Source organism: Bradyrhizobium sp. Ses1, from assembly GCF_059512365.1.
In genome coordinates this window covers 33,233-55,273 of sequence record NZ_JCAMOQ010000014.1, presented here as the reverse complement: position 1 = coordinate 55,273, position 22,041 = coordinate 33,233, and the positions used below count along the sequence as shown (strand labels likewise).

Annotated in this window: 22 protein-coding genes; 13 read left to right on the top strand and 9 right to left on the bottom strand. The window is 62.6% G+C overall.

Going from position 1 to position 22,041, the window contains the following annotated elements; all coding sequences use genetic code 11:
* Positions 1 to 105: 105 nt before the first annotated feature.
* The 4 genes from AC5ZG5_RS18335 (at position 106) to AC5ZG5_RS18320 (ending at position 2,844) form a co-directional block, all read left to right on the top strand.
* Positions 106 to 696 carry a GNAT family N-acetyltransferase gene (locus tag AC5ZG5_RS18335; protein WP_130229441.1) on the top strand — a complete coding sequence of 197 codons (591 nt, stop codon included), beginning with the start codon at positions 106 to 108 and terminating at the stop codon, positions 694 to 696.
* A gap of 11 nt (positions 697 to 707) precedes the next feature.
* Positions 708 to 878: a hypothetical protein gene (locus tag AC5ZG5_RS18330; protein WP_456643258.1), complete on the top strand. Its 171-nt coding sequence runs from the start codon at positions 708 to 710 to the stop codon at positions 876 to 878.
* A 97-nt stretch (positions 879 to 975) separates the two neighbouring features.
* Entirely contained in the window at positions 976 to 1,365 is a 390-nt protein-coding gene (locus tag AC5ZG5_RS18325; protein ID WP_456643259.1) for a RidA family protein, read from the top strand.
* 48 nt (positions 1,366 to 1,413) lie between these two features.
* On the top strand, positions 1,414 to 2,844 hold the full coding sequence (locus tag AC5ZG5_RS18320) for a homospermidine synthase (protein ID WP_456643260.1): 1,431 nt from the start codon (positions 1,414 to 1,416) through the stop codon (positions 2,842 to 2,844).
* Positions 2,845 to 3,012: 168 nt separating this feature from the next.
* Here AC5ZG5_RS18320 and arsC read toward each other — a convergent pair whose 3' ends face one another.
* The 3 genes from arsC to AC5ZG5_RS18305 all read right to left on the bottom strand — a co-directional run bounded on the left by arsC (position 3,013) and on the right by AC5ZG5_RS18305 (position 4,559).
* Positions 3,013 to 3,417: an arsenate reductase (glutaredoxin) gene (arsC, locus tag AC5ZG5_RS18315; RefSeq protein WP_456643261.1), complete on the bottom strand. Its 405-nt coding sequence runs from the start codon at positions 3,415 to 3,417 to the stop codon at positions 3,013 to 3,015.
* Complete coding sequence (locus AC5ZG5_RS18310) at positions 3,414 to 4,115, bottom strand: aquaporin (RefSeq protein ID WP_456643262.1); 702 nt, start codon at positions 4,113 to 4,115, stop codon at positions 3,414 to 3,416. Before AC5ZG5_RS18310 ends, arsC begins: the two co-directional genes overlap by 4 nt.
* A gap of 81 nt (positions 4,116 to 4,196) precedes the next feature.
* Positions 4,197 to 4,559 carry an ArsR/SmtB family transcription factor gene (locus AC5ZG5_RS18305; RefSeq protein WP_456643263.1) on the bottom strand — a complete coding sequence of 121 codons (363 nt, stop codon included), beginning with the start codon at positions 4,557 to 4,559 and terminating at the stop codon, positions 4,197 to 4,199.
* Positions 4,560 to 4,693: 134 nt separating this feature from the next.
* On the opposite strand from AC5ZG5_RS18305, the gene AC5ZG5_RS18300 reads away from it, so the two are divergent.
* Genes AC5ZG5_RS18300 through AC5ZG5_RS18290 form a run of 3 tightly spaced genes read left to right on the top strand, consistent with a single transcriptional unit; the run spans position 4,694 to position 7,595 of the window.
* Positions 4,694 to 5,011 (top strand): ArsR/SmtB family transcription factor, encoded by a 318-nt coding sequence (locus AC5ZG5_RS18300; protein ID WP_456643264.1) that lies wholly within the window; start codon positions 4,694 to 4,696, stop codon positions 5,009 to 5,011.
* Positions 5,012 to 5,059: 48 nt separating this feature from the next.
* The gene (locus tag AC5ZG5_RS18295; RefSeq protein WP_456643265.1) at positions 5,060 to 6,427 is read left to right on the top strand and encodes an NAD(P)-binding domain-containing protein; all 1,368 of its coding nucleotides are present in this window, start codon (positions 5,060 to 5,062) and stop codon (positions 6,425 to 6,427) included.
* A 10-nt stretch (positions 6,428 to 6,437) separates the two neighbouring features.
* Positions 6,438 to 7,595, top strand: a complete 1,158-nt coding sequence (locus tag AC5ZG5_RS18290) for an MFS transporter (protein WP_456643266.1) — start codon at positions 6,438 to 6,440, stop codon at positions 7,593 to 7,595.
* A gap of 406 nt (positions 7,596 to 8,001) precedes the next feature.
* Here AC5ZG5_RS18290 and AC5ZG5_RS18285 read toward each other — a convergent pair whose 3' ends face one another.
* From AC5ZG5_RS18285 to AC5ZG5_RS18270, 4 genes are all read right to left on the bottom strand, one after another.
* Positions 8,002 to 8,742 carry an acetoacetate decarboxylase gene (locus tag AC5ZG5_RS18285; RefSeq protein WP_456643267.1) on the bottom strand — a complete coding sequence of 247 codons (741 nt, stop codon included), beginning with the start codon at positions 8,740 to 8,742 and terminating at the stop codon, positions 8,002 to 8,004.
* 125 nt (positions 8,743 to 8,867) lie between these two features.
* On the bottom strand, positions 8,868 to 9,194 hold the full coding sequence (locus AC5ZG5_RS18280; protein ID WP_456643268.1) for a hypothetical protein: 327 nt from the start codon (positions 9,192 to 9,194) through the stop codon (positions 8,868 to 8,870).
* Between the two features lie 131 nt (positions 9,195 to 9,325).
* Positions 9,326 to 10,363: a cytochrome-c peroxidase gene (locus tag AC5ZG5_RS18275; RefSeq protein WP_456643269.1), complete on the bottom strand. Its 1,038-nt coding sequence runs from the start codon at positions 10,361 to 10,363 to the stop codon at positions 9,326 to 9,328.
* A 166-nt stretch (positions 10,364 to 10,529) separates the two neighbouring features.
* Complete coding sequence (locus AC5ZG5_RS18270; RefSeq protein WP_456643270.1) at positions 10,530 to 12,191, bottom strand: ABC transporter ATP-binding protein; 1,662 nt, start codon at positions 12,189 to 12,191, stop codon at positions 10,530 to 10,532.
* Between the two features lie 207 nt (positions 12,192 to 12,398).
* Here AC5ZG5_RS18270 and AC5ZG5_RS18265 point away from each other — a divergent pair, with 207 nt between their 5' ends.
* From AC5ZG5_RS18265 to AC5ZG5_RS18245, 5 genes are all read left to right on the top strand, one after another.
* The gene (locus AC5ZG5_RS18265; RefSeq protein ID WP_456643271.1) at positions 12,399 to 13,523 is read left to right on the top strand and encodes a hypothetical protein; all 1,125 of its coding nucleotides are present in this window, start codon (positions 12,399 to 12,401) and stop codon (positions 13,521 to 13,523) included.
* A gap of 138 nt (positions 13,524 to 13,661) precedes the next feature.
* Entirely contained in the window at positions 13,662 to 14,000 is a 339-nt protein-coding gene (locus AC5ZG5_RS18260; protein ID WP_456643272.1) for a hypothetical protein, read from the top strand.
* A gap of 363 nt (positions 14,001 to 14,363) precedes the next feature.
* Complete coding sequence (locus tag AC5ZG5_RS18255; RefSeq protein ID WP_456643273.1) at positions 14,364 to 16,628, top strand: TonB-dependent receptor; 2,265 nt, start codon at positions 14,364 to 14,366, stop codon at positions 16,626 to 16,628.
* 18 nt (positions 16,629 to 16,646) lie between these two features.
* Positions 16,647 to 18,179, top strand: a complete 1,533-nt coding sequence (locus tag AC5ZG5_RS18250; RefSeq protein ID WP_456643274.1) for a hypothetical protein — start codon at positions 16,647 to 16,649, stop codon at positions 18,177 to 18,179.
* A gap of 183 nt (positions 18,180 to 18,362) precedes the next feature.
* The gene (locus tag AC5ZG5_RS18245; RefSeq protein ID WP_063623366.1) at positions 18,363 to 19,205 is read left to right on the top strand and encodes a Crp/Fnr family transcriptional regulator; all 843 of its coding nucleotides are present in this window, start codon (positions 18,363 to 18,365) and stop codon (positions 19,203 to 19,205) included.
* A 24-nt stretch (positions 19,206 to 19,229) separates the two neighbouring features.
* Here the strand turns inward: AC5ZG5_RS18245 and AC5ZG5_RS18240 are convergent, their stop codons facing one another.
* Both AC5ZG5_RS18240 and AC5ZG5_RS18235 read right to left on the bottom strand, forming a co-directional pair.
* Positions 19,230 to 19,427: a hypothetical protein gene (locus tag AC5ZG5_RS18240; protein ID WP_028163005.1), complete on the bottom strand. Its 198-nt coding sequence runs from the start codon at positions 19,425 to 19,427 to the stop codon at positions 19,230 to 19,232.
* 132 nt (positions 19,428 to 19,559) lie between these two features.
* Positions 19,560 to 20,177, bottom strand: a complete 618-nt coding sequence (locus AC5ZG5_RS18235; protein ID WP_456643275.1) for a phasin — start codon at positions 20,175 to 20,177, stop codon at positions 19,560 to 19,562.
* A 291-nt stretch (positions 20,178 to 20,468) separates the two neighbouring features.
* Between AC5ZG5_RS18235 and AC5ZG5_RS18230 the strand changes: the two genes are divergently transcribed.
* A complete protein-coding gene (locus AC5ZG5_RS18230; protein WP_456671203.1) occupies positions 20,469 to 22,022 on the top strand; it encodes an MFS transporter in 1,554 nt (517 codons plus the stop codon).
* The last annotated feature ends 19 nt before the right edge of the window (positions 22,023 to 22,041 follow it).

Sequence of the window (22,041 nt, the reverse complement as noted above, 5' to 3'; positions counted from 1 at the left end):
AGAAAACAGGGAGCCGGCCTGCCGGCTCCCTCCCCGACATTTTCGAATTTTCGAACGACGCTTTCACCGGTGTGCCCCGCCGCTGGAAGCGGGGACTGACGTGCCATGACTGCTTTGCGGAAGACCACCGTTGCCCTCACCCCGAGCGCCGCTCCGTTCGCGATCCGTGCGGAACGTTCCTCGGACGTCGAGGCGCGTGAAATGCTGCTGGATGTCTGCTTTGGCGAGAACCGCCATCAGCGCACATGCCAGCGCCTGCGCGACGGACGCGCGCCCGCCGAAGGCCTTGCGCTGTCGGCGGTCGCAAGCGGCCGGCTGGTCGGTACCGTTCGGTTGTGGCACGTCAGCGCCGGGGGCAACCCCGCGCTGATGCTGGGGCCGCTGGCGGTGGATTCCACCTGCCGCGGCCTCGGTGTCGGCGCCGCGCTGATGGACCGCGCGATTTCGATCGCGCGGACGCGCGGCCATGGCGCGGTGATCCTGCTCGGCGATGCGCCCTATTACGCCCGCTTCGGCTTCTCGCCGGAGAGGATGAGCGAACTCGTGCTGCCCGGCCCGTTCGAGCGCGACCGGCTGCTCGGCCTCGAACTTGCCGAGGGCGCGCTCGACGGCGCCAGCGGCATGGTCACCGCGACCGGCGCATTGCTGCTCAAACGCAAGGCACGCGCATTGCGCGCCGTGCCGCAGGCCGCGTGACGGTTGCGATCATGGCCGAAAACCTTCCCACAACCAGCGACGTCGCGCGTCCAGTTCTGCGCAGCATCATCACCACCATCGTCCTGATCCTGATCTCGGTCATGATCGTCAGGGACATCTTCGTGCGACGCTGGAGCTCGCCGTCCGCTCCGGCAGCAGATACGACCCAGCACTCCCGCTGATCGCAAAACCGGAACCAAAGGTTGCGTGGGCGGGAAAATCCCGTAAACCCGCGCAAGTACCCGTATGTCCCGGAACGCTGAGAATAGGAGGTCCTGAATGTCCCGACGCCTGATTTCGACCGGCTCGCCTTTCGAGAAGACCGCCGGCTACAGCCGCGCCGTGATCGACGGCGATTTCGCCTTCGTCGCCGGAACCACCGGCTATGACTACACGACGATGACAATGCCTGAAGATGTCACGAGCCAGTCACGGAACTGTTTCAAGACCATCGAGGCCGCCCTGAAGGAAGGCGGCTTCGCGCTGGCCGACATCGTCCGCGCGACCTACTACCTGACGGATGCCAAGGACGCGGACGCCCACTTCGCGGTCTGCGGCGAGTTTCTCGGCGACATCCGCCCGGCCGCGACGCTCTTGATCGTCGCGGGACTCTTGAAGCCTGAGATGAAGGTCGAGATCGAAGTCACCGCGAAACGACGTACCGCCTGAACCACCAAACCTGTCCACCCGCTCGAGCCAATCTCCTGGAGATATTAGATGAGCCCCTCCTCGCAGATCCACGCCAAGATTTCCGGCCCCATTGTCATGATCGGCTTCGGCTCGATCGGCAAAGGCACGCTGCCTCTGATCGAGCGGCATTTCGATTATGACAAGTCGCGCTTCGTCATCATCGATCCGCATGAGGACGGCGAGCTCGCCAAGAAGCACGGCGTGCGCTTCATCAAGGATGGCGTCACCCGCGACAATTACCGCGAACTGCTGGTGCCACTGCTCACCGCCGGCGGCGGCCAGGGCTTCTGCGTCAATCTCTCGGTCGACACCTCCTCGGTCGACATCATGACGCTGTGCCGCGAGATCGGCGCGCTCTATGTCGACACCGTCATCGAGCCGTGGGCCGGCTTCTATTTCGACAAGAACATCGGCACCGAAGGGCGCTCGAACTACGCACTGCGCGAGACCCTGCTGGCCGCCAAGCGCAAGAACCCGGGCGGCGCCACAGCGGTCTCGACCTGCGGCGCCAATCCCGGCATGGTATCCTGGTTCGTCAAGCAGGCGCTGCTCGACATCGCCCGCGACACCGGCGTCGAATTCAACGAGCCGAAGAGCCGCGAGGGCTGGGGCCAGCTCGCCCATAAGCTCGGCGTCAAGGGCATCCATATCGCCGAGCGCGACACCCAGCGTTCGAAGAAGCCGAAGCCGATGAACGTCTTCGTCAACACCTGGTCGGTCGAGGGCTTCGTCTCCGAGGGCCTGCAGCCGGCCGAGCTCGGCTGGGGCACCCATGAGAAGTGGATGCCGGAGAACGGCCGCACGCACGCGCATGGCTGCCAGGCCGCGATCTATCTGCTGCAGCCCGGCGCCAACACTCGCGTGCGCTCCTGGTGCCCGACTCCAGGCGCGCAATACGGCTTCCTCGTCACCCATAACGAGTCGATCTCGATCGCGGATTACTTCACCGTGCGCGACGGCGAGAAGGTGATCTATCGCCCGACCTGCCACTACGCCTACCACCCGGCCAACGACGCCGTGCTGTCGCTGCACGAGATGTTCGGCGCTGCGGGGCGGATGCAGCCGAAATGGCACATCCTCGACGAGAACGAGATCGAGGACGGCATCGACGAGCTCGGCGTCCTGCTCTATGGCCACGCCAAGAACGCCTATTGGTACGGCTCGCAGCTCTCGATCGAGGAGACCCGCCGGATTGCACCCTACCAGAATGCAACCGGCATGCAGGTGTCCTCGGCAGTGCTCGCCGGCATGGTCTGGGCGTTGGAAAATCCGGAAGCCGGCATCGTCGAAGCCGACGAGCTGGATTTTCACCGCTGCCTGGAAATCCAGCGGCCGTATCTCGGCCCGGTGAAGGGTTTCTACACCGACTGGACCCCGCTGAACGACAGGCCGGGCCTGTTTGCCGAAGACATCGACACGTCCGATCCCTGGCAGTTCCGGAACGTGCTGGTGCGCTGACGCGCGCGCTCCTCTCGTCATTCCGGGGCGCGCGTAAGCGCGAGCTATGATGTGCAATTGCACATCAGAGAATCCATCGGGCCGCGGGCGCAGGCGGAGAAATCGATTCCGGGTTCGGCGCTGCGCGCCGCCCCGGAATGACGGAGGCTACTTTTGCGAGGCCGGAATTTATCTGCGGCCTTCAACGACCTCGCCATCTTCCTTCACGAAACGTCCGACCGGATTGTCCAAGAGGTCGATGACCGCCTCGGACGGCCGGCAAAGCCGCACGCCCTTCGGGGTAACCACGATGGGACGGTTGATCAGGATGGGATGCGCCAGCATGAAATCCAGCAATTCGTCGTCCGACCATTTGGGATCATCGAGGCCACGTTCCTTGTAGGGCGTGCCCTTCTCACGCAGCAGGGCGCGCGCCGGGATACCCATCGCAGCGATCAGCTCCTTGAGCTTCTCGCGCGACGGCGGCGTCTTGAGATATTCGACGATCGTGGGCTCGATGCCGCTCTGCCGGATCATGGCAAGCGTGTTGCGGGACGTGCCGCAATCCGGGTTGTGATAAATGGTGACGCTCATCTGGTTGTCTCCGCAATTGGGACCGGGCCGCGCGCCTGAGGTCGCCCGAGCAGCCAAATCATCAACAGCATGCCGGCGAACGCTCCGCACAGCTCGGCAAGTATGAAGCCGGGCAAATCTAGCGGGCGAATCCCTGCAAACGTGTTCGTCAGCGAACGCGCGATTGCCACGGCCGGATTGGCGAACGATGTCGAGGCGGTAAACCAGTACGCGGCCGTAATGTACAGGCCCACCAGCCAGGGAACGGCGGCGCGCTGAAAACGGATGCCGGCCAGTATCGTTGTGATCAGGCCAAAAGCTGCGACGGCCTCCGCGAACCATTGCGGTCCACCTGTCCGCGTTTTGGTGGAGAAATCAATCAACGGTAGGGCGAACATCAAATGCGCGGCCATCGTTCCGGCGATACCGCCTGCAATCTGCGCCATCACATACAGTGCAGCCTCGTTCGCCGGCAGTTCGCGTTTGCCGGTGAAGACAAGTGTTACGGCCGGGTTGAAGTGCGCTCCGGAGATCGGTCCGAGCACGCTGATCAGCACAACCAGGATTGCGCCGGTCGGCAACGTATTGCAGAGCAGCGCGAGAGCGACGTCCTTGGTCAGCGCCTCGGCCATGATGCCGGACCCGACCACGGTGGCGACGAGAATTCCGGTGCCCAACGCCTCAGCCCCAAGGCGCCGTGAAAGGTCGAAGGCCTCCATCAGCAGGCCCTTGGCGTTTGATGCATCGCGCCCGAGCGCACCGAGTTGCCGGTGCAGAGGAACAGAACCTTGTAGAGGTTGTCAGCCACGGGTTCGCTCCTTTCGCTTTGGAGAACAACAGGACTGCAGACTTTCGACGACCGGCGCGCAGACCTCCGGTCGTCCGTCGCAGCAATCCCGGAGGAGAAACACGGCGACGTCGCGAAACTCACCCAGGTTGGCGCGGTAGACGATTGAGCGACTATGCCGCTCGGAAGTCACGAGGCGCGCTCGGGTCAAAATCGACAGATGCGCCGACAGGGTGTTCGGCGGAACTTCCAGCAGGCGGGCAAGATCGCCAGCCGCGAGGCCGTCAGGCTCATGCCTGACCAACGTACGGAAGGCCTCCAGGCGGGTGGATTGCGAGAGCGCCGCAAGAGCCAAAACTGCTTGTTCCGTTTCCATATGTCCAGACTTATGGAAATATCAGACCAAGTCAACCTGATTCAGAACCCTGGAGACCGGAGGGTTGCTCGCTATTTCGAATGTACTAGAAATATAGTTTGACAAAGAGGCCAGTCGCGCTCATCCTTCCCGCCATGAAGCTCGACGACGCAGCAGCTCGCCTCGAAGCGCTGGGCAACCCGACCAGGTTGAAAATCTATCGCGCGCTGGTCCGCGCGGGACGTGCAGGCATGCCGGTCGGGCGCTTGCAGGAGCGGCTCAAGATTCCGGCGTCGACACTGTCGCACCACATCAAGGCGCTGGTCTCCGTCGGTCTGATCTCGCAGGTGCGCGAGGGCACGACACTGGCTTGCCACGCCGAATACGACACGATGCAGGGCTTGGTGGATTTCCTCGTTGCTGAATGCTGCATCGACGAGACCCAATGCAAAGACGCTCAGACGGCGGCCTGATTTTTTTGTCCGATTATTCGGTAATTCTAGAAGGTTGGGAGAAGCAAAATGAGCGCAGCAAAGACCGTCGCGATCATAGGAGCCGGACCCGTCGGCCTGGCGGCAGCCGCGCACGTGTTGGAGCGCGGCATGACGCCCGTCGTGCTCGAGTCCGGGCCAGAAGCGGGACATGCGGTCCGTCAATGGCAACACGTCCAGCTCTTTTCACCGTGGGAATACAACGTCGACCGGGCGGCCGCGCGGTTGCTGGCGCCAACAGGCTGGAATTCGCCGGACCCGCAGGTCTATCCGACCGGCGGCGAGCTCCTGGCGCAGTACCTGGTCCCACTCGCGACGCGCACACCCCTGAAAGACGTGATCCGCACATCGAGCCGCGTCACCGCCGTTTCCCGTGTCGGCTTCGACAAGGTGAGGACGAAAGGCCGGGAGGCGGCTCCGTTCGAGATACGCTACCAGAACGGCAAAGAACCCGAGACACTGCGCGCCGATGCCGTCATCGACGCCTCCGGAACGTGGGCCGCGCCGAATCCCGCCGGCGCCAATGGCCTGCCGGCGATCGGCGAACGCGAGGCACAAGCGAAGATCGCTTACGGCATGCCGGATGTCCTCGGGAGAGACCGTGAGCGCTACGCGGGCAAGACGATCGCCGTGCTGGGCGCCGGACACTCGGCGATCGGTACCCTGACCGAGCTGGCGACGCTGGCCCGTCAGGTGCCGGGCACCCGCCCGATCTGGCTGCTCCGGGGCAATGATCCGGCCAAGGCATTCGGGGGCGGCGCGAACGACAAGCTCGCTGCGCGCGGCGAGCTCGGCACCCACTTCGCATCGCTGGTCGCATCTGGTGAGGTACAGGTTGAGGCCGAATTTTCCGTCTCGGCGATCTCGCCGAGCGACGGCCGGCTTCGGATCGCGACGTCGTCAGCCTGCTGCGGACGCAGCGTCGTCGCCGACGAGCTGGTCATCGCAACCGGCTTCCGTCCGGACCTCTCCTTCCTCGGCGAGATTCGGCTCCGGCTCGATCCTGCGATCGAGGCGCCCGTCGCGCTCGCACCGCTGATCGATCCCAACGAGCACTCCTGCGGCACCGTGCGCCCGCATGGCGCGCGCGAACTGCAGCAGGACGATCCGGGCTTCTACCTCGCCGGCATGAAATCCTACGGCCGGGCGCCAACCTTCCTCATGATCACCGGCTACGAACAGGTGCGCTCGATCGCTGCCGACGTCGCCGGCGACAAGGAAGCCGCCGAGCACGTCGAACTCGAACTCCCCGAAACCGGCGTCTGCACACGCGGCGGCGTGGAGAGCGGTATCGCCGCATCCGGCTGCTGCGGAGGGCCGGCACCCAGCGGCATCGACGCCTGCTGCTCCGACGATGCGATCGCGAAGGTCGCCGGCAAGCCCGGCTGCGGCTGCTAGGGCCGCCGGCGTGAACGGACAACGCTTGCGGGTGGTTGCCGCGCTGGGGACCGCCCAGACGCTGGCCTGGGGATCGAGCTACTATCTGCCGGCGATCCTGGCAGACCCCATTGCCCACGATCTCGGAATTTCGACCAACTGGTTCTTCGCCGCCTTCTCGGCCTCGCTTGTGATCTCCGGATTATTGGGTCCACGCGTCGGCCGCCAGATCGACCGCGTCGGAGGGAGGCAGGTCCTCTGTATCTCGAACGTGGTTTTTGCAGGCGGGCTCGCATTGCTCGGCGGATCGGCCTCGGTGTGGATGATGTCGGTGGCCTGGCTCCTGCTGGGCATTGGCATGGGCCTCGGACTCTACGACGCGGCGTTCGGCGCGCTGGGGCGTATCTACGGCAGCGACGCGCGCGCCTCGATCACCGGCATCACGCTGATTGCCGGCTTTGCCAGCACGGTCGGCTGGCCGCTGAGTTCATTCGGGCTCGAGACGATCGGTTGGCGGGAAACCTGCTACGCCTGGGCGATCGCGCACATAGTGATCGGTCCCCCCCTCAATCTCGCGCTGCCCAGCACGGCAAAGCCGGTCCGCTCAGAAGGACCCGTGGCGAAGCCGCATATTACGATCGACCGCACCATGGTTCTGCTCTCATTCGCGTTCGCGGCCGCCTGGACGGTGACATCGGCGATGGCGGCGCATCTGCCGCGGATCGTCGAAGCATTCGGCGCGACGCCAGCGCAGGCAGTGTTTGCCGGCATGATGATCGGACCCGCGCAGGTCGCAGCCCGTGTGATGGAAGCGAGCCTTCTTAACCGTTTCCACCCGCTCGTCTCGACACGGCTTGCCTGCATCACTCATCCCATCGGAGCGTGCGTAATCGGTATTTTCGGCGGTGGTGCTGCCGGCGTCTTCGCTCTGCTACATGGGGCCGGCAATGGTATTCTGACCATTGCACGAGGAACGCTCCCATTGGCGGTTTTCGGACCGGAGAACTACGCCTATCGACTTGGATTGATCGGCGCACCATCCCGCATTTGCCAAGCATTGGCGCCCCTTGGATTCGGACTGCTCATAGATACCCTGGGCCGATCGATCGTGATCGTATCGGCCGGATTGAGTCTTTCGGCACTGATAGCGCTCTTGTCGCTCTCGCAATCTTCGGCGGTCAAAGCGTGATGATTTTTGTTCGAATCGGCGTGACCGCAGTCGTTCACCTCTCCCATAGGGAGAGGTCGGCGCGCAGCGCCGGGTGAGGGGTTACGGTTCCTCGATGAAGCTCATCCCCCTCACCCGGATCGCATCTCACGATGCTATCCGACCTCTCCCCGATGGGGAGAGGTAAGGCACTTCCAGCGTGGCGCCAACTCGACCTGATCTCATCACGCCTAAAGCGACAGCGCAGTCGCCCGTGGATAGCGCCACCTGATCGGTGATCCGTGACGCATTCCGGGCTGGCGCTGCGGCCAACGAGGTCATGCGCGGCCTTGCGCCGCGCATGCACGCTTCGCCTCGGTTGGCCAAGACGTGGATGGCCGGGTCAAGCCCGGCCATGACGAAGCCGAGGGTCTGGCGCGGTCTCCGGTCATTTCGCCATATAATCGAACGCCACCGTGCCGAGCCCGAGCGTCAGGTCCGCCTTGAAATGCAGGGCGGAGACGACCTCGCGGACCGGAAGCCGCGCGACGTCGCAAAGCGCGTGTGGAAACAGACCGAGGGCGGCGGGGCCGGTCCAGGCTTCCTTCAGCGTGATCTCTTCGAGATGGAAGCGCACGAGTTCGCAAATGCGCGGGCTGCCGTCGACATGCGGGATGATCTTCAGGATGAAGTTCGGCGCCTTCATGCCACTCAGCACGGCGTCATGATCGACCGGACGGTGCTTGTAGCCCATCGTGGCGGAAGCGCAGAGCACCGAGCCGTAGTGCAGCGTGCCGACCAGCACGTCGCTCTCGACCTCGATCTTTGGCCTCGCGAGCTTCTTCGGAAATCCCCAGAGCTCGCGCCCGCCGGCGATCGGCCCTTCGTCGTCCAGATACATCGCGTGGGTGTAAGCCCCCTCCTCCCCTTTGAAGCGAACCGGGATCACTTGGCCGGTCTCGGTGTAGTCGCCAAAGCCGGTGGAGTCGGGCATCCGGATGAATTCGTATTTCACCACGGGCTCGGCGACCTCGAGCGGCTCGGGCACCACGGCGGCGAGCGCTTCGGGATCGGTTCTGTAGGTGATGACGAAATATTCTCGGTTGAAGAAGCGATAGGGCCCCGGCGGAAACGCGGGGCTGGTGAGCGGCATCGAATAGGCACTTCGCCTGACATCGTCGATCTTCATCTGCTGGCCCCAAAGGTTGTTGGCGTGTCGTTGGCAGACCGCGATTATGCGGCGACAGAGCGACGCAGGCGAGACCGTAAAATCGGCAGGATCCGTTCAGGCCGATCCCGGGGAATGAGAGGACATCACTTTTTCTGGACCGGCGGAGCGGTCTTTTCCGCAGGCGCCGGTGGCAGCGCGGGCTGTGCACCGGTCTTCTGCGCGTCCGGGTCGGGACGTGCGGGTTCGGGCGCCGGCGTGGTCGGCCGCTCGCCGCCGGGCTTTGATTCGGCTGGCTTCGTCTGCGGCTCGGGCGGGGAAGGCTGCACTGGCGGCGTTGCCTGCGCCACCTCCTCGGATTGACGCGCTGCGATCTCCACCAGCGAAGCGACGGAAATCACAAGTCCGCCCACAAACAGGGCGGATGCGATCAGAATATCCTTCCGGTAGCTGCGCTGCCTGTCGGTCGCCATCTCGTTCTACCCGCGTCATTGTCTGCGGGTTCAACGATTCCAGCGAGACCTGGTTCCGCGCACGGGGCAACGGGAACTGTACCGACCTGGGGCGCGGGTGGCCCGAGCCACCGGACCCGGAAAAGAACGGCCTATTTTCCGAGCGACGGCGGCGGTGTTGCATCCGTGCGCGTGGGCAATATGGGATATTCGATCCTTGGCAATTGCCCGGTCAGCGAATTCAGGAACGCCACGATATCGTTCTCTTCCTTGTCAGTTAGCTTGGCACCAAGCTGAACTTCGCCCATCACGCCGACGGCTTGCTTCAAGCTCCAGACCTGGCCCGAGTGAAAGTACGGTGCTCGCAGGGCGACGTTGCGGAGAGGCGCGGCGCGAAACACGTACTCGTCACTCGCCGTCTTGGTGACCGCGAACCGGCCTTTGTCGCCGCTGGGCAACACGTCCGAACCCGGCTTTTCGATCACGCCGAACGGGAAGTAGTCCTGGCCGCCGATGTTGATGCCGTTGTGACAGGACGAGCACCCCTTGTCCATGAACAGCTTCAATCCCGCCTTCTGCTGCGCGCCGAGGGCGTTGGCATCCCCTTCAAGGTACTGATCGAAGGCCGCGGCCGGCGTAATCAGAGTCGCCTCAAACGCCTCGATCGCCTTGGCAAAGTTGTCGAAGGTAACTGGGGATGCTTCGTTGGGGAACGCCTTCCTGAACATCGCGACATAGTCGGGCATGGACGTCAGCGTCCTGATCACGTGATCGGGTGTCGCGTTCATTTCGACGCTCGCCTGCACAGGACCCTTCGCTTGCGCCTTGAGGTCTGCCGCGCGTCCGTCCCAGAACTGCGCCACATTGAACACCGCGTTATAGACCGTTGGCGCCCGGCGCGGACCCTTTTGCCAGCCGTGACCGACGGAGGTCGGACCGGCGTCGACGCCGCCGGTGCCAACGTTATGGCAGGTGTTACAACTGATGATCTCGCTTGCCGACAGGCGCGGATCAAAGAACAGCATCTTGCCGAGCTCGATCTTGTCGCGCGTGACGGCGTTGTTTTTGACAGCGGGGAGCACCGAAGGGATTGGTGTGAAGAGCTGCTTGGCAGCCTTCATGAGATCGTCATCAGCGACAGCTTGTGAAGAGGCCAGCATCGCAACAGCGACAGATAAGAACTTGCGCATAGTATCGAGCTCCCAACCACGACCAATGTTGGAATAGGTCCAAATGCACTCGCTCCTCATTGATCGGGATCAAACGGCTTGCTTCAGGTCGAAACCTGCAATGCTGCCGCTGTTCGCGGACGCTATTGCATGCTGTCGATCGACCGACCTACGCAACCAAGGCTGATCACAAGGGCCGGGGATCGCTGAGATCCACGACATTGTCCGCGTCGCCAAGGACGGATCTTCGGTGCGTGATGGCCAGCACCGTGACATCGCGAACCAGGGTACGAACGTGGTTCATGATGTCCCGCTCCGTCGCGTCATCGAGCGCGGAGCTCGCTTCGTCGAGGAAAAGAACGGACGGATTGCCATACAAAGCGCGGGCGATCGCGATGCGCTGGCGCTCCCCGCCCGACAGCTTCAGACCGCGTTCGCCGACCTTGGTCTCGAAGCCCTCCGGGAGCGCATCGATGAAAGACAGGATAGCCGCCTTATCCGAGACGTCGCGAAGCCGGGCCTCATCTCGCGGGCGACCCAGAATGATGTTGTCCGCAAGGCTTTCGTTGAGCAGCGCGACGTCCTGAGGCACGACCGCTATGGCGCAGTACCAGTCGGCGCGTGCGATGCGCAGGAGGTCGATGTCGTCGACCAGAATGCGACCTGAATGAGGCTCGATGGATTTCAGCGCGAGCTTGAAGATGGTTGACTTTCCGGAGCCGGTCTCGCCTACGATAAAGGTGATGGAGCCGCGGCTTGCCGTGAAGCTGATGCCATCGACCCCACGACCATTGCCGTAATCGTACCTGATATCGTCGAAGGTGATGCGTCCCTCTCGGGGGACAAAGGTCTCTGCATGCGGCGATTCATTCTCTTCCGGAGCCCGCCACATGTCCGCGAGCGGAATGAGTTGCGCTCGGGAACGCGCGAAAACGTCCATCGTCTGGGCGATCATCTCGAACGGCAGGTTGAGCTGGAGCAACAGGGCGTTGAACAGCACGATATCGCCGACCGTCATCGCTCCGGCCTGATGGCGAGGCAGCAACAGCAGGAAATTGACGGCGAATTGGATCGAGAGACCCAGGCCCAGCAGGGCCGACGAGCCGGCGCGACGGAATGTGTAAGCCCGCCAGCCATCCTTTACCGCGCGAGCCTTCTCGGTGAAGCGGCGGCTCATCCACGCATGACTGCCGAGATGACGCAACGTCTCCATCGCGTTCATCGCGTTGCCGACGAATCGAGCATTTTCCTGCGCAGCCGAGACGGCAGCGTCGAGAAGGGTCTGCGATCGACGCGTCGAGACGAATGTCATCCCGATCACGGCGGCGCCGTAGGCGGCGACGATCGCCACAACCTCGATGCTCAAGAGAGCGCCGAGGGTGACGAGCGTGAGCGCGATCTGCGTTGCGCCCGGAATGAACACGATCAGCGCGATGTGCATGATCGTCGTCAGCGCGCCACGCCCCTGGGCGCCGGCAGTCTGGATCTCGGCCGGGTTATGCTCGACGAAGAAGTCGGATCTTTTCCTCAAAATGCGTTCGAAGAACCGCGTGCTCACGATGAAGCCGAGGTTTTCGGCCGTCATCACCGACAGGTGTTGCACCGCGCGCTGCAGCGCCGAGGCAACGCCCACCAGCGCGGCGTAGAGCAGGAACGCCCACAGAAGGTCCGAGACAACAGTCTCTTTGGTCAGCCGGTCCACAAGGCGCGAGAACAGGTACGGCGCAGCGATGCCGCTGGCGCTCGACAGGAAGACGACCGCCGCCACCAGCGACAGCGCCCGCCAGTCGGATTTCCAGTAGGCATGGAAGATTTCGGCGATAGGGGCGTTGCTCGCGGGCTTGGTCATAAGTTTCTGATTTGCAGCGATTCACGCAAATTGCGGTTGGCCAATTCTGTCTCAGAGGCCATGACCGATCAACGATAGCGGCGACGGCTTTAGGAAAAAACGTAAACCCTCTACTCAATGGGAGCATGGTCGGGTACCCCAGTCCGCACTGAACACCCGCGAACGGTGTGAAGCTGCTCACATTGCTCGTGGGAGTTTCCTGCTAAATTGACGATGATCCATCCGATGCCGGAGGGCACGGCCATGCAAAGCACAGCTTGTTTGGAATGGATACAGCGTTGGCGTAAGCGGGGATCGCTTGTTGCTTTTGTGGCCTGCTGCAGCATCTGCCTGATCTCGGCCTCTGCCACGTGCGCTGCCCAGGCAACCTTCAAACCCGCCGATCAGCCTAACGGCACGCCATCGGAAGACCTGGCAGCAACCGCTGTCTTCATTGTCGACGCAAAAAAGTGCGAGAGGATGGCTTCCGACGCCTGGTCGGAACCTGAGGTATGGGCATGGCAACAAATCTGCCGGCATCTCAACGTCGATTTCGACGAGAAGGAAGCGAACGACTACGCGGACAGACAGGAGAAAAATTCACCCAAGCGCGATGCGGTGTACCGGCAGAAGCTTGAAGCTCTTCGAACGGAGAACAATAAGAACCCCGAGAAGCTGGCCACCGACGAATCGCGAACGCTGAGCGGCAAATTTCTGGCAATGATTTTCGGCGACCCTGAATTGAGGCGTCACACCTGGAACGTACCGCTCAGGTTGTTTGGGTTCAGTACCGACCGACTTGTTATCGACACCGCGGCGCTGAAATCGCTGGACATACGAAACGCATATGTCGAGAGGCTCGCAATCCAGAATACGACCATTGATGGCGATCTCAGGTTGGAGAACTCCCACTTGGCAAGCATCAAGATGCAATTGGTGGCGGCCAAGCATTTCCTGCTGAACAAGGTATCGGTTACCGCGAAGAAGGTCGGACCGGGCCATGCGGTTCCCGATCCGCCGCCATTGGATGTAGAGAAGCCGGATGGAGCACTGACGATTCATACGGCCCGGATCGACGACCGGATATCGATCCTGGAAGGGTCCTACGACGCGATCGACTTGAAGCGCGTGAAAGTTGGCGACCTGTTCATCCTTCAGCCTGACTGGAACCGCTCCAGGGACACCGATAGACCAGAGCTGAGCATCACCGAGTCCGTGGACCACGGGGTCTTCACCATTCAGACCAGCCCTACGGGGGCATCGCCTCAGCAGATCAAGCTCGACCAGTTCATCTTCGCCAATGCCTATTTCGGTCCGGACCCGATGCCGGTCATCCGCGCCATGGATGCATAGGCCGAAATCCGCACTCACGGTCGTCCCGACCTGGAACCGTATACGCTGATCGCCAAGTCATACGCGCAACGCGGCGAAACCCATAACTCAGACAAGATCCTGATTGCCAAGAACAACCAAGACTGGCACTGGGCGGACTTGGTATCGCTGGATTTTGTTGGCCTCACTTTCACATGGCTTGTCGCCGATTACGGCTTCCATCCGGAAGTGGGTTTCTTGTGGATCGCCGGATTCGTGCTGCTTGGCTGGGGGATCTTCTGGCACGCCTCCACTCGTCTGGCTGCAGGCTCGTACCAACCGAAGAGTCCTTTCCTGTTAGCTCTGGATTCAGTGATCCCGGGCATCCACTTGGACAAGAACCACCAAGATGTGCGCTATAATGGGTGGCCTCAGGGCATGCTCTATCTGCTCCGGATCCTTGGCGCCGTGCTGGTCTTCGTTGCCTTCAGCTATCTGCAGAAGAAGGTGCTAGGCTGACCGCGGGAAGTCGCTTCTTCCGTTCAAATCCACATCGTACATGCCTGCTTCGTTGGTGGCATGGAAGCACAGCCGTAGCCAAGTGAGACGCGCGCCTGCAGGTATCGAAGCGCGATTGTTTAGTTGAATTCTCGTGGATGACGGCAGCTTCCAAAGAACGAACGAAAGTCGAAGGTCAGACGCAATCGCTGTGGTCACATCGCGCCGTGCGCGGAGTTGTGTGCAGCCTTTCGCTTCTCAATCTGCGTGAAAAGCTAGATGGAATCTAAGCCCGCCGCATTGTGACCGCACCACGACCTCCTGTAGGTCGCGATCCCGGTAGCCGACAGAAGTCGGCTGGGGATTTTTGGGGCGACTGATCTGATGACGTGCGGGACTACACTTCACAAGAAAACCCTTCTGGCTGCAGCGAGCGCACTTGCGTTGCTGATTGATGGCGGAGACACAGCCGTTGCGCAGACGTCGCACGAGCTGCCGGCCGTGCAGGTGCATGCGCCAACGCCGCGCGCGGCGCGTCGTGTCGCACCGCGCCAAAATGCCGCAACTGCGCCGCGTGCGGCGGCTCCGCGCCCTGTCGAGCCTCGTGCGCGGACGACACCGCCGACCGGCATAATCGGCAGCCTGCCGCCATCTTATGCGGGCGGGCAGGTGGCTTCGGGCAGCCAGGTCGGCATGCTCGGCAATCGCAACGTGATGGACACGCCGTTCAACCAGACCAGCTACACCGCGCAGACAATCCAGGATCAGCAGGCGCGAAAGCTCGATGACGTGCTCGCCAACGATCCGTCGATCCGTTCCAACGTGCCGCGCGCCTACGGCTTCGACTTTGTGTCGATCCGCGGCTTCAATGTGCCGAGTTCGGCCTACGGCATCAACGGACTGTACGGCATCGCATCGGCTTTCTCGTTCTCGTCGCTGGCCGCGATCGAACGCGTCGAGGTGCTGAAGGGGCCGGGCGCGCTGCTGAGCGGCATGCCGCCGGACGGCGGCGTCGGCGGCAGCATCAATCTCGTTACCAAGCGCGCTGGCGATGATCCGATCGCGCAGCTCACCAACACCTATGCCTCGCGCTCGCAGTTCGGCACGCATTTCGACGTCGGTCGCCGGTTCGGCGAAGCGAGCGAATTCGGCGTCCGGTTCAACGGCAGCTATCGCAACGGCGATACCGAACTCGCCAACCAGAGCCAGGAGCTCGGGACCGCAGCGCTAGGCCTCGACTACCGCGGCGAGCGCGTCCGCCTATCCGCGGATGTCGGTTACGAGAAGAACAACGTCGACGCCATGACGCGCTTCGTGGTGTTAGGTCCGACGCTGACCGGCGTGCCGGTGCCGCCGGATGCACGCGCGAGCTTCATGCCAAGCTGGGGCTATTGGAACGGCGAAGGCAAATTCGGCCTCGTGCAGGGTGAGGTCGACATCACCGAGAACCTGACGGCCTATGCCCAGGCCGGCGTGGTGAAGGGCGAGACCAAGTATCTTTATTCGGATATCAGGGTCACCAACCTCAACGGCAATTTCGACGGTTCGCCACGACTGAACAGCCAGACCCGCGACCAGGCGGCGGTGCAGGCGGGCTTCCGTGCCTCGGTGGATACCGGGCCAATCCATCACGCGATCAATTTCAACGCGACGGGATCCGAAGGTGACGTCGGCATCATCAACACGACGGGCACGGCCTTCACGTCCAATCTCTATAGCCCGCGTCCGAGCCCGACGCCGCTGATCTCGGTGGGAGCACCGCCGAAAATCTCGTATACGCATCTGTCGAGCTTCGGCATTGCCGACATCATGTCGGTGGCAAACGGTCGCGTCCAGTTCACCGCGGGCGTGCGCCAGCAATATGTCGAGAGCCGCTCGTTCAGTGCAACGACCGGGCTGCAGACGTCCGGCTATGACACTTCGGCGACGACGCCGGCCTATGCGGTGGTGATCAAGCCGCTGGAGAACGTCTCCATCTATGCCAACTACATCGAAGGGCTCGAGGCCGGCACCGTGGTCGGCGCTCAGTATGCCAATGCCGGCCAGGTCCTGCCACCCTATCGGACCCGGCAATATGAAGTCGGCGCCAAGGTCGATTGGGGCCGGATAACGACGACCGTCAGCGCCTTCGACATCAACCGGCCGCTGCAGCTCGTCGATTTCGTCACCAACACGCTGACGCAATCCGGCGAGAGCCGCAACCGCGGCGTCGAGCTGAATGTCTTCGGTGAGGTCACGCCAGGCGTGCGGCTGCTGGGCGGCGTGATGTTCATCGATGCGCGTCAGGACAAGACCGAGCGCGGGCAGTTTGACGGCTACCGGACTTTCAGCGTGCCCGACACACAGCTCAATCTCGGCGGTGAGTGGGACGTGCCGTTCCTGCACGGCCTGACGCTGACGGGACGCGCGATCTATACCGGCAGCTTCTTCGCCGATCAGGCCAATACGCTGCTGGTCTCGGACTGGGCACGCTACGACGCGGGTGCGCGCTACACCTTTACGGCGCCGTGGAACAACAAGCCGGTGGTGGTGCGCTTCCAGGTCGAGAACCTGTTCGACAAGAACTACTGGCAGGGTGCGAACACCAACAGATACGTCTATCTCGGTGCGCCCAGAACCTATCTGGTCTCGACAACTTTCAACTTCTAGCGATGGCTGAACCAAATCATGTCTAACCGACGAACCGGAAAGCAGCTTGCCGTTGGTGCTCTGCTGATCGTCTTGCCCATGCTGTCTCATTGGGGAGCCGCGAGCGCGCAGACCGTCAACTCGTTCGAGGGCGACCGCGGACCAGGTCAGGCGGTGTGCAAATCGAACGGGGGGCCGATCCATTGTGATCGGGCGGAGATGGACGTTGCCGCGAGCGGCAAGCAGATCGTGCAGGTCACCTGGCAGAACATCAACGTGTATGACACTACGGGCAAGCTGTTGAAATCCACGCCGCTGGCCGCACTGATCCGCAGCGCCGGGCTCGACCCGAACCCGGCGAAAGGCGGCGGACCGTTCGAGCCGCATATCGTCTACAACGAGTTCATCGAGCGCTGGATCATCACCGTGACCTGCGCCAACGACTGCACGCTTGTGAGCGCCAGCGCCGACGCGACGGATTCGTGGGGCGGCACCTACCTGTCCTGCCTGCAGGGCGGCCCCTGCCTCGACCGCAATCCCGGCATCAAGCTGGGCTACGACAAGAACGGTGTGTACATCTGCGGAGGCCACGTCGGCGACGACAATCCGAGCACGGTGCCGGGCGTGTCCTACGACTGCTTTGCAGTGCCGCCGGATGAGATCAAGGCGATCGCGCAAGGCACAGCGCCAACCCATATCAACCGTGGCCACAACCTGCCGCTCGACATCGTCCCTGCGGTTGACCACGATCGATCGAAGGCACCATCGGCTCCGGCGTTCTTTGCCAACAAGAGCTGCGACCACGCGGCGCAATACTCCTGCCAGCGCTCGACCAATTTCTCGTTTCACTGGATCGTGAACACCTTCAGGTGGAATGGCGCCACCGGCACCTACAATGCCGGCGGCGCCCAGCAGGTGATCAAGACCGATATCGGCTCGAAGGAGAACAAGTGGGTCTACAACACGCCGTGCTGCGGCCAGACCATGTCGATCCCGCAGGCCGGCAGCGACGTCACCCTTCGCGCCGCAACCAGCCACCGCCTGATGAATGTCGTCCAGCACGGCTCGCACCTGTATGGCGTCCTCGGGTCCGGGCCATGCACTGACTCCTGCGGGGCGCAGGGCGCTGATGCCAACAATTTGCTGATCTGGGTGGACCTCGATTGCTCGCAGCCGGCCGCCTGCGTGGTCAGCCAGACGGCAAAGATTGCCAGCCCTGACAATCACCTGGAGTTTGGCACGATTGGCGTGGACGATGCAGGGAACCTGGGCATCGTCGGCACGTCCTCAAGCGCGCGCGCAAACCTGTCGGTCCTGCTCTGGACCCGCCGCCAGGACGATCCGGCCAACACGTTCACCGGCCCGACGACGATCGTCGCGGGCACGCATCCCTACACTTGCGCGAATGAGAGGAACGTGAGCCCGATGGGGAATTCGGTCGGCATCCTGACCGCGCTCGACCCGGTGGACCGCAAGACATTGTGGGCGACCCAGCAGTGGGCCAATGATGCCACTCCCTGCGTCTGGAACACACGCATCGTCGGCTACAAGGTCGCGCCGGAGAAGCGCTGACGACCGAGGCTCCCATCGGCTGTGTTGACTTTCCAGATGGCGTGGCGCACCCCGCCACCTGGCGCTGCGGCTCCCATTGGAACTTTCTCCCGCGCGGCCGTTTTTAGTGGTCCGGCGTGGTGGGTTAGTGCGCATGGCACTAAGTGCACCTCGCCTCCGTCTCTGGGAAGGAGCTTTCCCGCGATGGAGCATGAGACCAGGATTGAAAATCGACTGCTGGCCGCGCTGCCGCAAGCGGACTTGGATTTGCTTGCGCCCCATTTCCGGAACGTGTCGCTCAAACGCGACGCCGTCCTGGCGCGATCGGGCGATCTGATTGAACAGATCTATTTCCCTTCCAGCGGGCTGGTCGCGCACGTTATGGACATGCCGAACGGACAAACGGTCACCACCGCGATCGTCGGCAAAGAGGGCGCGGTAAACATCCTCACGGCGCTCGGGCCGGCCCGCTCGCCGATGACGATGGTGGTTCGGATCGCCGGAACTGCTTTGCAGCTCTCTCCGGCACGCTTCCATGCGGCGCTCGAGCACAGCCACGCCCTCAAGGCCGCCGTCAATAGGCTCAACAGGGCCCTGATAGTGCAGCTCCAGCATGTTGCGGCTTGCAATGCGCTGCACTCAGTCGAAGCCCGGTTGGCCCATTGGCTGCTGCACATCCACGACCGGACCGAAAGCGACATGCTGCCGCTGACGCAGGAGACGCTTTCGGAGTTGCTGGGCGTGCGACGAACGACGGTGACCCATGTCGTATCCAAGCTCCGCGCGTCGGGAGCGATCAGGTCCAATCGGCGAAGCTCGATCGAAATCGACAGGCCGCGGCTCGAAGCAGCGGCATGCGACTGCTACCAGATCATGCGCAGCAGGATCGAGCGTATCGTTTCGACAAACGAGATGACGCCGCGCGGTCACTCCTGGCCAGTGCATGAAAGGCCGCGCGCGCACACCCCGCTACCGACCGCCGAGAACGGAGCGCAGCACCGCGCGCACGCCCACGGAGCGGCCGCTCACCGTGCAAGGCACCGTTGAGGAACGGTTAGCTAGTGGCCAGCCTTAGCACACGCTCCTCACTCTTTCGTCCGTCTCGTAAACCCACGCTTCCTTGGCAAACCATTCATGGTTGGTCTGGCAGATCGAGCAATAGGTGCGCGCGAAGAACACCGTACTGCATCGAAACTTCTCGCGATCGGCTTTCATGCCCGTAGGGATCGCGCGTCCCGTCTGCGGGCATTTGATCATGACGATACCCATCTTGGTCCTCCCTCAATGTCCCGAGTTGCTGCATCAGCAGCATTCCGCGGGCCATCGGCTGGACTCCGCCTCTTCTCGTGGGAGGCGCTTTTCGTCCAGCCGATTCTCGGTGGTGCTTAAGAGAAGTTCGATCTAGGGACCTGTCCGCAGCACCCTGGCAAGACTCTTCCTGATAGGCTCGGCAGTCTCCTTCGCCACTTCCTGAGTGAGCTCCCACAGTTCCTTGTTCTGAGCGGAGGTGACCTCAAAATTCTTGCGGCCATGCGTGGCCGATAGCTGGATGATCTCCGGCAGCGACTTCGTCCCCATCAGATGTGTGAGAAATTCAAGAGCGGAGCTGGTGTTCGCGCCCGAGATCTCGATCAACTTGGCCACGTAGTCGGCGGCGCCTTTCGCGTTGGTCGAGCAGGCTTCCTTGAGGATGTCGGCGATCTCGCCAGAAGCGGCCTTCATCTTTTCGCAATTTTCCTTCGCCCGCAGCATGCTTTGCTCGGCGATGTTCTGATACACTCCCGGTATCGCGAACAGCGGCATGTCGAATCCGCGTTTCGCGTCAGCACCGGCAGTCGGATTGGCATTCATTTCATTCGAGTATGCATCATTCACGGGTTGTAATCCTTTCAAGCGAGACTGGAACCAGCGGCAGTTCGATACGCAATCCCGGCTCTCTCGAAGCGAGCGTGCCACGAACGAGCCGGGAAGGATTTCCCAGATGTCGGACCGGACGGAGTTGTCGCGCCGTGCCCCCATCTACCGGACTATGCTCGACCAGCGCCGAGACTTCGGTTCGCTTTCTGACTCTCGAAACGTTTTTCGTAGGTAGCGACCGCCTCGCTCCGTAGGTCCATACGGCGCAAGTCTCCGGCGTATGAAGCGCGCCGCCTGACGGGGATTGTGTTCACGGCAAAAGAGCGGCCGAGCAACCAGCCGCTCCCTCCTTTTTTTGCGCCGAGTGACCCGGTGGTACGCAATCGCTGCTACCGCCCCGAGCCCATCGCGCTTGTCCTCAGCGACTGACAGGTGCAGCCTAACCCAGGACCAATGTCCTTACTCGGGCATCCAATGATTGGATTCACACGGCCGCCGTGCGACGCCGGGGTCATCGAGGCGACACCGGCTTTTGACGCTGCCCTGTCACAGAGACGCAAGTGGCTGACGCTCGCGGCGGCCGTCATTGGGTCCAGCATGGCTCTCCTCGACGGTTCTGTCGTGAACATCGCGTTACCCGCGATCCAACAGGCGCTGAATGCAGATGCGGCTGCGACACAGTGGATCGTCAACGCCTACCTGCTGCTGCTTGGTGCGCTCGTGCTGATCGGAGGCTCAGCGGCCGATCTCTACGGCCGACGCCGGATTTTTGTTATCGGCATCGCGGTCTTCACCGCCGCCTCCATCGTCTGCGGGCTCTCACCGAATATCATGGTGCTTATCGTCAGCCGTGCGGTTCAAGGTCTTGGCGCCGCGCTGTTAACGCCGGCCAGTCTGGCGATGTTAGGAGCGACGTTCGGCAAGGATGAACGGATCCGGGCAATCGGGATATGGGCGGGCGCAGGTGCACTGATGATGGCGGCCGGTCCGATGTTGGGCGGCTGGCTGGTCGACCAGGTATCGTGGCGGGCGATCTTTCTCCTCAATGTCCCGCTCGCCATTGCCGCGGCCGGACTTGCGCTTCGCTTCGGCTGCGAAAGCAGCGATCCCCGGGCGAAGCAACTCGACTGGAGCGGCGCCGCCTCAGTCGCGATTGGCCTTGCTGCGATGACATGGTCCCTCAGCGCCATTCCGGCGTCGGGATTTCGCGACAAGACAGTGCTGGTTGCCCTGGGAGTGGGAGCCGGTTTCCTGGCTTCGTTCGTCGTGATTGAAGCCCGTCTCCATGAGCGGGCGATGATGCCGTTGTCGCTCTATCAATCTCGCGATTTTTCAGCAACTAATGCGTTGACGCTGTTGCTCTACTTCGCGCTCGGAGGTGCGCTCTATTATCTGCCGTTCGGCCTGATCCGCGTCGGTGGCTACTCGGCGACCCAGGCCGGCGCGGCGTTGCTGCCTTTTGCCCTGATCATGGGATTCGGGGCGTCATTCGCCGGGACCATTGCTGACCGTTGGGGGCCGCGGCTGTTGCTCACTGTCGGGCCCATCGTCGCAGCCTGCGGATTTACGATACTTGCCTTTGTCGATCTCAGGCAGCCTTATTGGATTAGCGTATTTCCGTCGATGGTCCTGCTGGGCGTGGGGATGTCGATCACGGTTCCACCGCTGACGTCGACTGTGATGGCAGCCGCCGGCGAAGCCCACGCCGGGATTGCTTCGGGCATCAACAACGCGGTCGCTCGCGTTGGCGGCCTGCTCGCGGTTGCGGCACTCGGGGTGGTGTTCTTTGCAAACTTCTTGCATGATCTTGTCGGAGCAACGCCCGCGCAAGCCAACGAGGCCCTGAATGCCGTGATGTCCGGACAGGCGGACGCTCATGCAGGGGCAATAGCCGCATTCGAGCGGGCGCTGAGCACGATCATGCTGGTGCCCGCAAGCTGCGCCGCACTTGCCGGCCTCGCCGGTTGGGTGTGGATCGCGCCGCGCCCCGAGCGTGCAGGCACCTGACACAACCCCGCAGCCAGGC

Excerpts from the sequence above, each read along its gene's own strand:
- AC5ZG5_RS18335 (WP_130229441.1), top strand. The coding sequence starts at position 106 with ATGACTGCTTTGCGGAAGACCACCGTTGCCCTCACCCCGAGCGCCGCT.
- AC5ZG5_RS18330 (WP_456643258.1), top strand. The coding sequence starts at position 708 with ATGGCCGAAAACCTTCCCACAACCAGCGACGTCGCGCGTCCAGTTCTG.
- AC5ZG5_RS18325 (WP_456643259.1), top strand. The coding sequence starts at position 976 with ATGTCCCGACGCCTGATTTCGACCGGCTCGCCTTTCGAGAAGACCGCC.
- AC5ZG5_RS18320 (WP_456643260.1), top strand. The coding sequence starts at position 1,414 with ATGAGCCCCTCCTCGCAGATCCACGCCAAGATTTCCGGCCCCATTGTC.
- arsC (WP_456643261.1), bottom strand. The coding sequence starts at position 3,417 with ATGAGCGTCACCATTTATCACAACCCGGATTGCGGCACGTCCCGCAAC.
- AC5ZG5_RS18310 (WP_456643262.1), bottom strand. The coding sequence starts at position 4,115 with ATGGAGGCCTTCGACCTTTCACGGCGCCTTGGGGCTGAGGCGTTGGGC.
- AC5ZG5_RS18305 (WP_456643263.1), bottom strand. The coding sequence starts at position 4,559 with ATGGAAACGGAACAAGCAGTTTTGGCTCTTGCGGCGCTCTCGCAATCC.
- AC5ZG5_RS18300 (WP_456643264.1), top strand. The coding sequence starts at position 4,694 with ATGAAGCTCGACGACGCAGCAGCTCGCCTCGAAGCGCTGGGCAACCCG.
- AC5ZG5_RS18295 (WP_456643265.1), top strand. The coding sequence starts at position 5,060 with ATGAGCGCAGCAAAGACCGTCGCGATCATAGGAGCCGGACCCGTCGGC.
- AC5ZG5_RS18285 (WP_456643267.1), bottom strand. The coding sequence starts at position 8,742 with ATGAAGATCGACGATGTCAGGCGAAGTGCCTATTCGATGCCGCTCACC.
- AC5ZG5_RS18280 (WP_456643268.1), bottom strand. The coding sequence starts at position 9,194 with ATGGCGACCGACAGGCAGCGCAGCTACCGGAAGGATATTCTGATCGCA.
- AC5ZG5_RS18275 (WP_456643269.1), bottom strand. The coding sequence starts at position 10,363 with ATGCGCAAGTTCTTATCTGTCGCTGTTGCGATGCTGGCCTCTTCACAA.
- AC5ZG5_RS18270 (WP_456643270.1), bottom strand. The coding sequence starts at position 12,191 with ATGACCAAGCCCGCGAGCAACGCCCCTATCGCCGAAATCTTCCATGCC.
- AC5ZG5_RS18255 (WP_456643273.1), top strand. The coding sequence starts at position 14,364 with ATGACGTGCGGGACTACACTTCACAAGAAAACCCTTCTGGCTGCAGCG.
- AC5ZG5_RS18250 (WP_456643274.1), top strand. The coding sequence starts at position 16,647 with ATGTCTAACCGACGAACCGGAAAGCAGCTTGCCGTTGGTGCTCTGCTG.
- AC5ZG5_RS18245 (WP_063623366.1), top strand. The coding sequence starts at position 18,363 with ATGGAGCATGAGACCAGGATTGAAAATCGACTGCTGGCCGCGCTGCCG.
- AC5ZG5_RS18240 (WP_028163005.1), bottom strand. The coding sequence starts at position 19,427 with ATGGGTATCGTCATGATCAAATGCCCGCAGACGGGACGCGCGATCCCT.
- AC5ZG5_RS18235 (WP_456643275.1), bottom strand. The coding sequence starts at position 20,177 with ATGGGGGCACGGCGCGACAACTCCGTCCGGTCCGACATCTGGGAAATC.
- AC5ZG5_RS18230 (WP_456671203.1), top strand. The coding sequence starts at position 20,469 with ATGTCCTTACTCGGGCATCCAATGATTGGATTCACACGGCCGCCGTGC.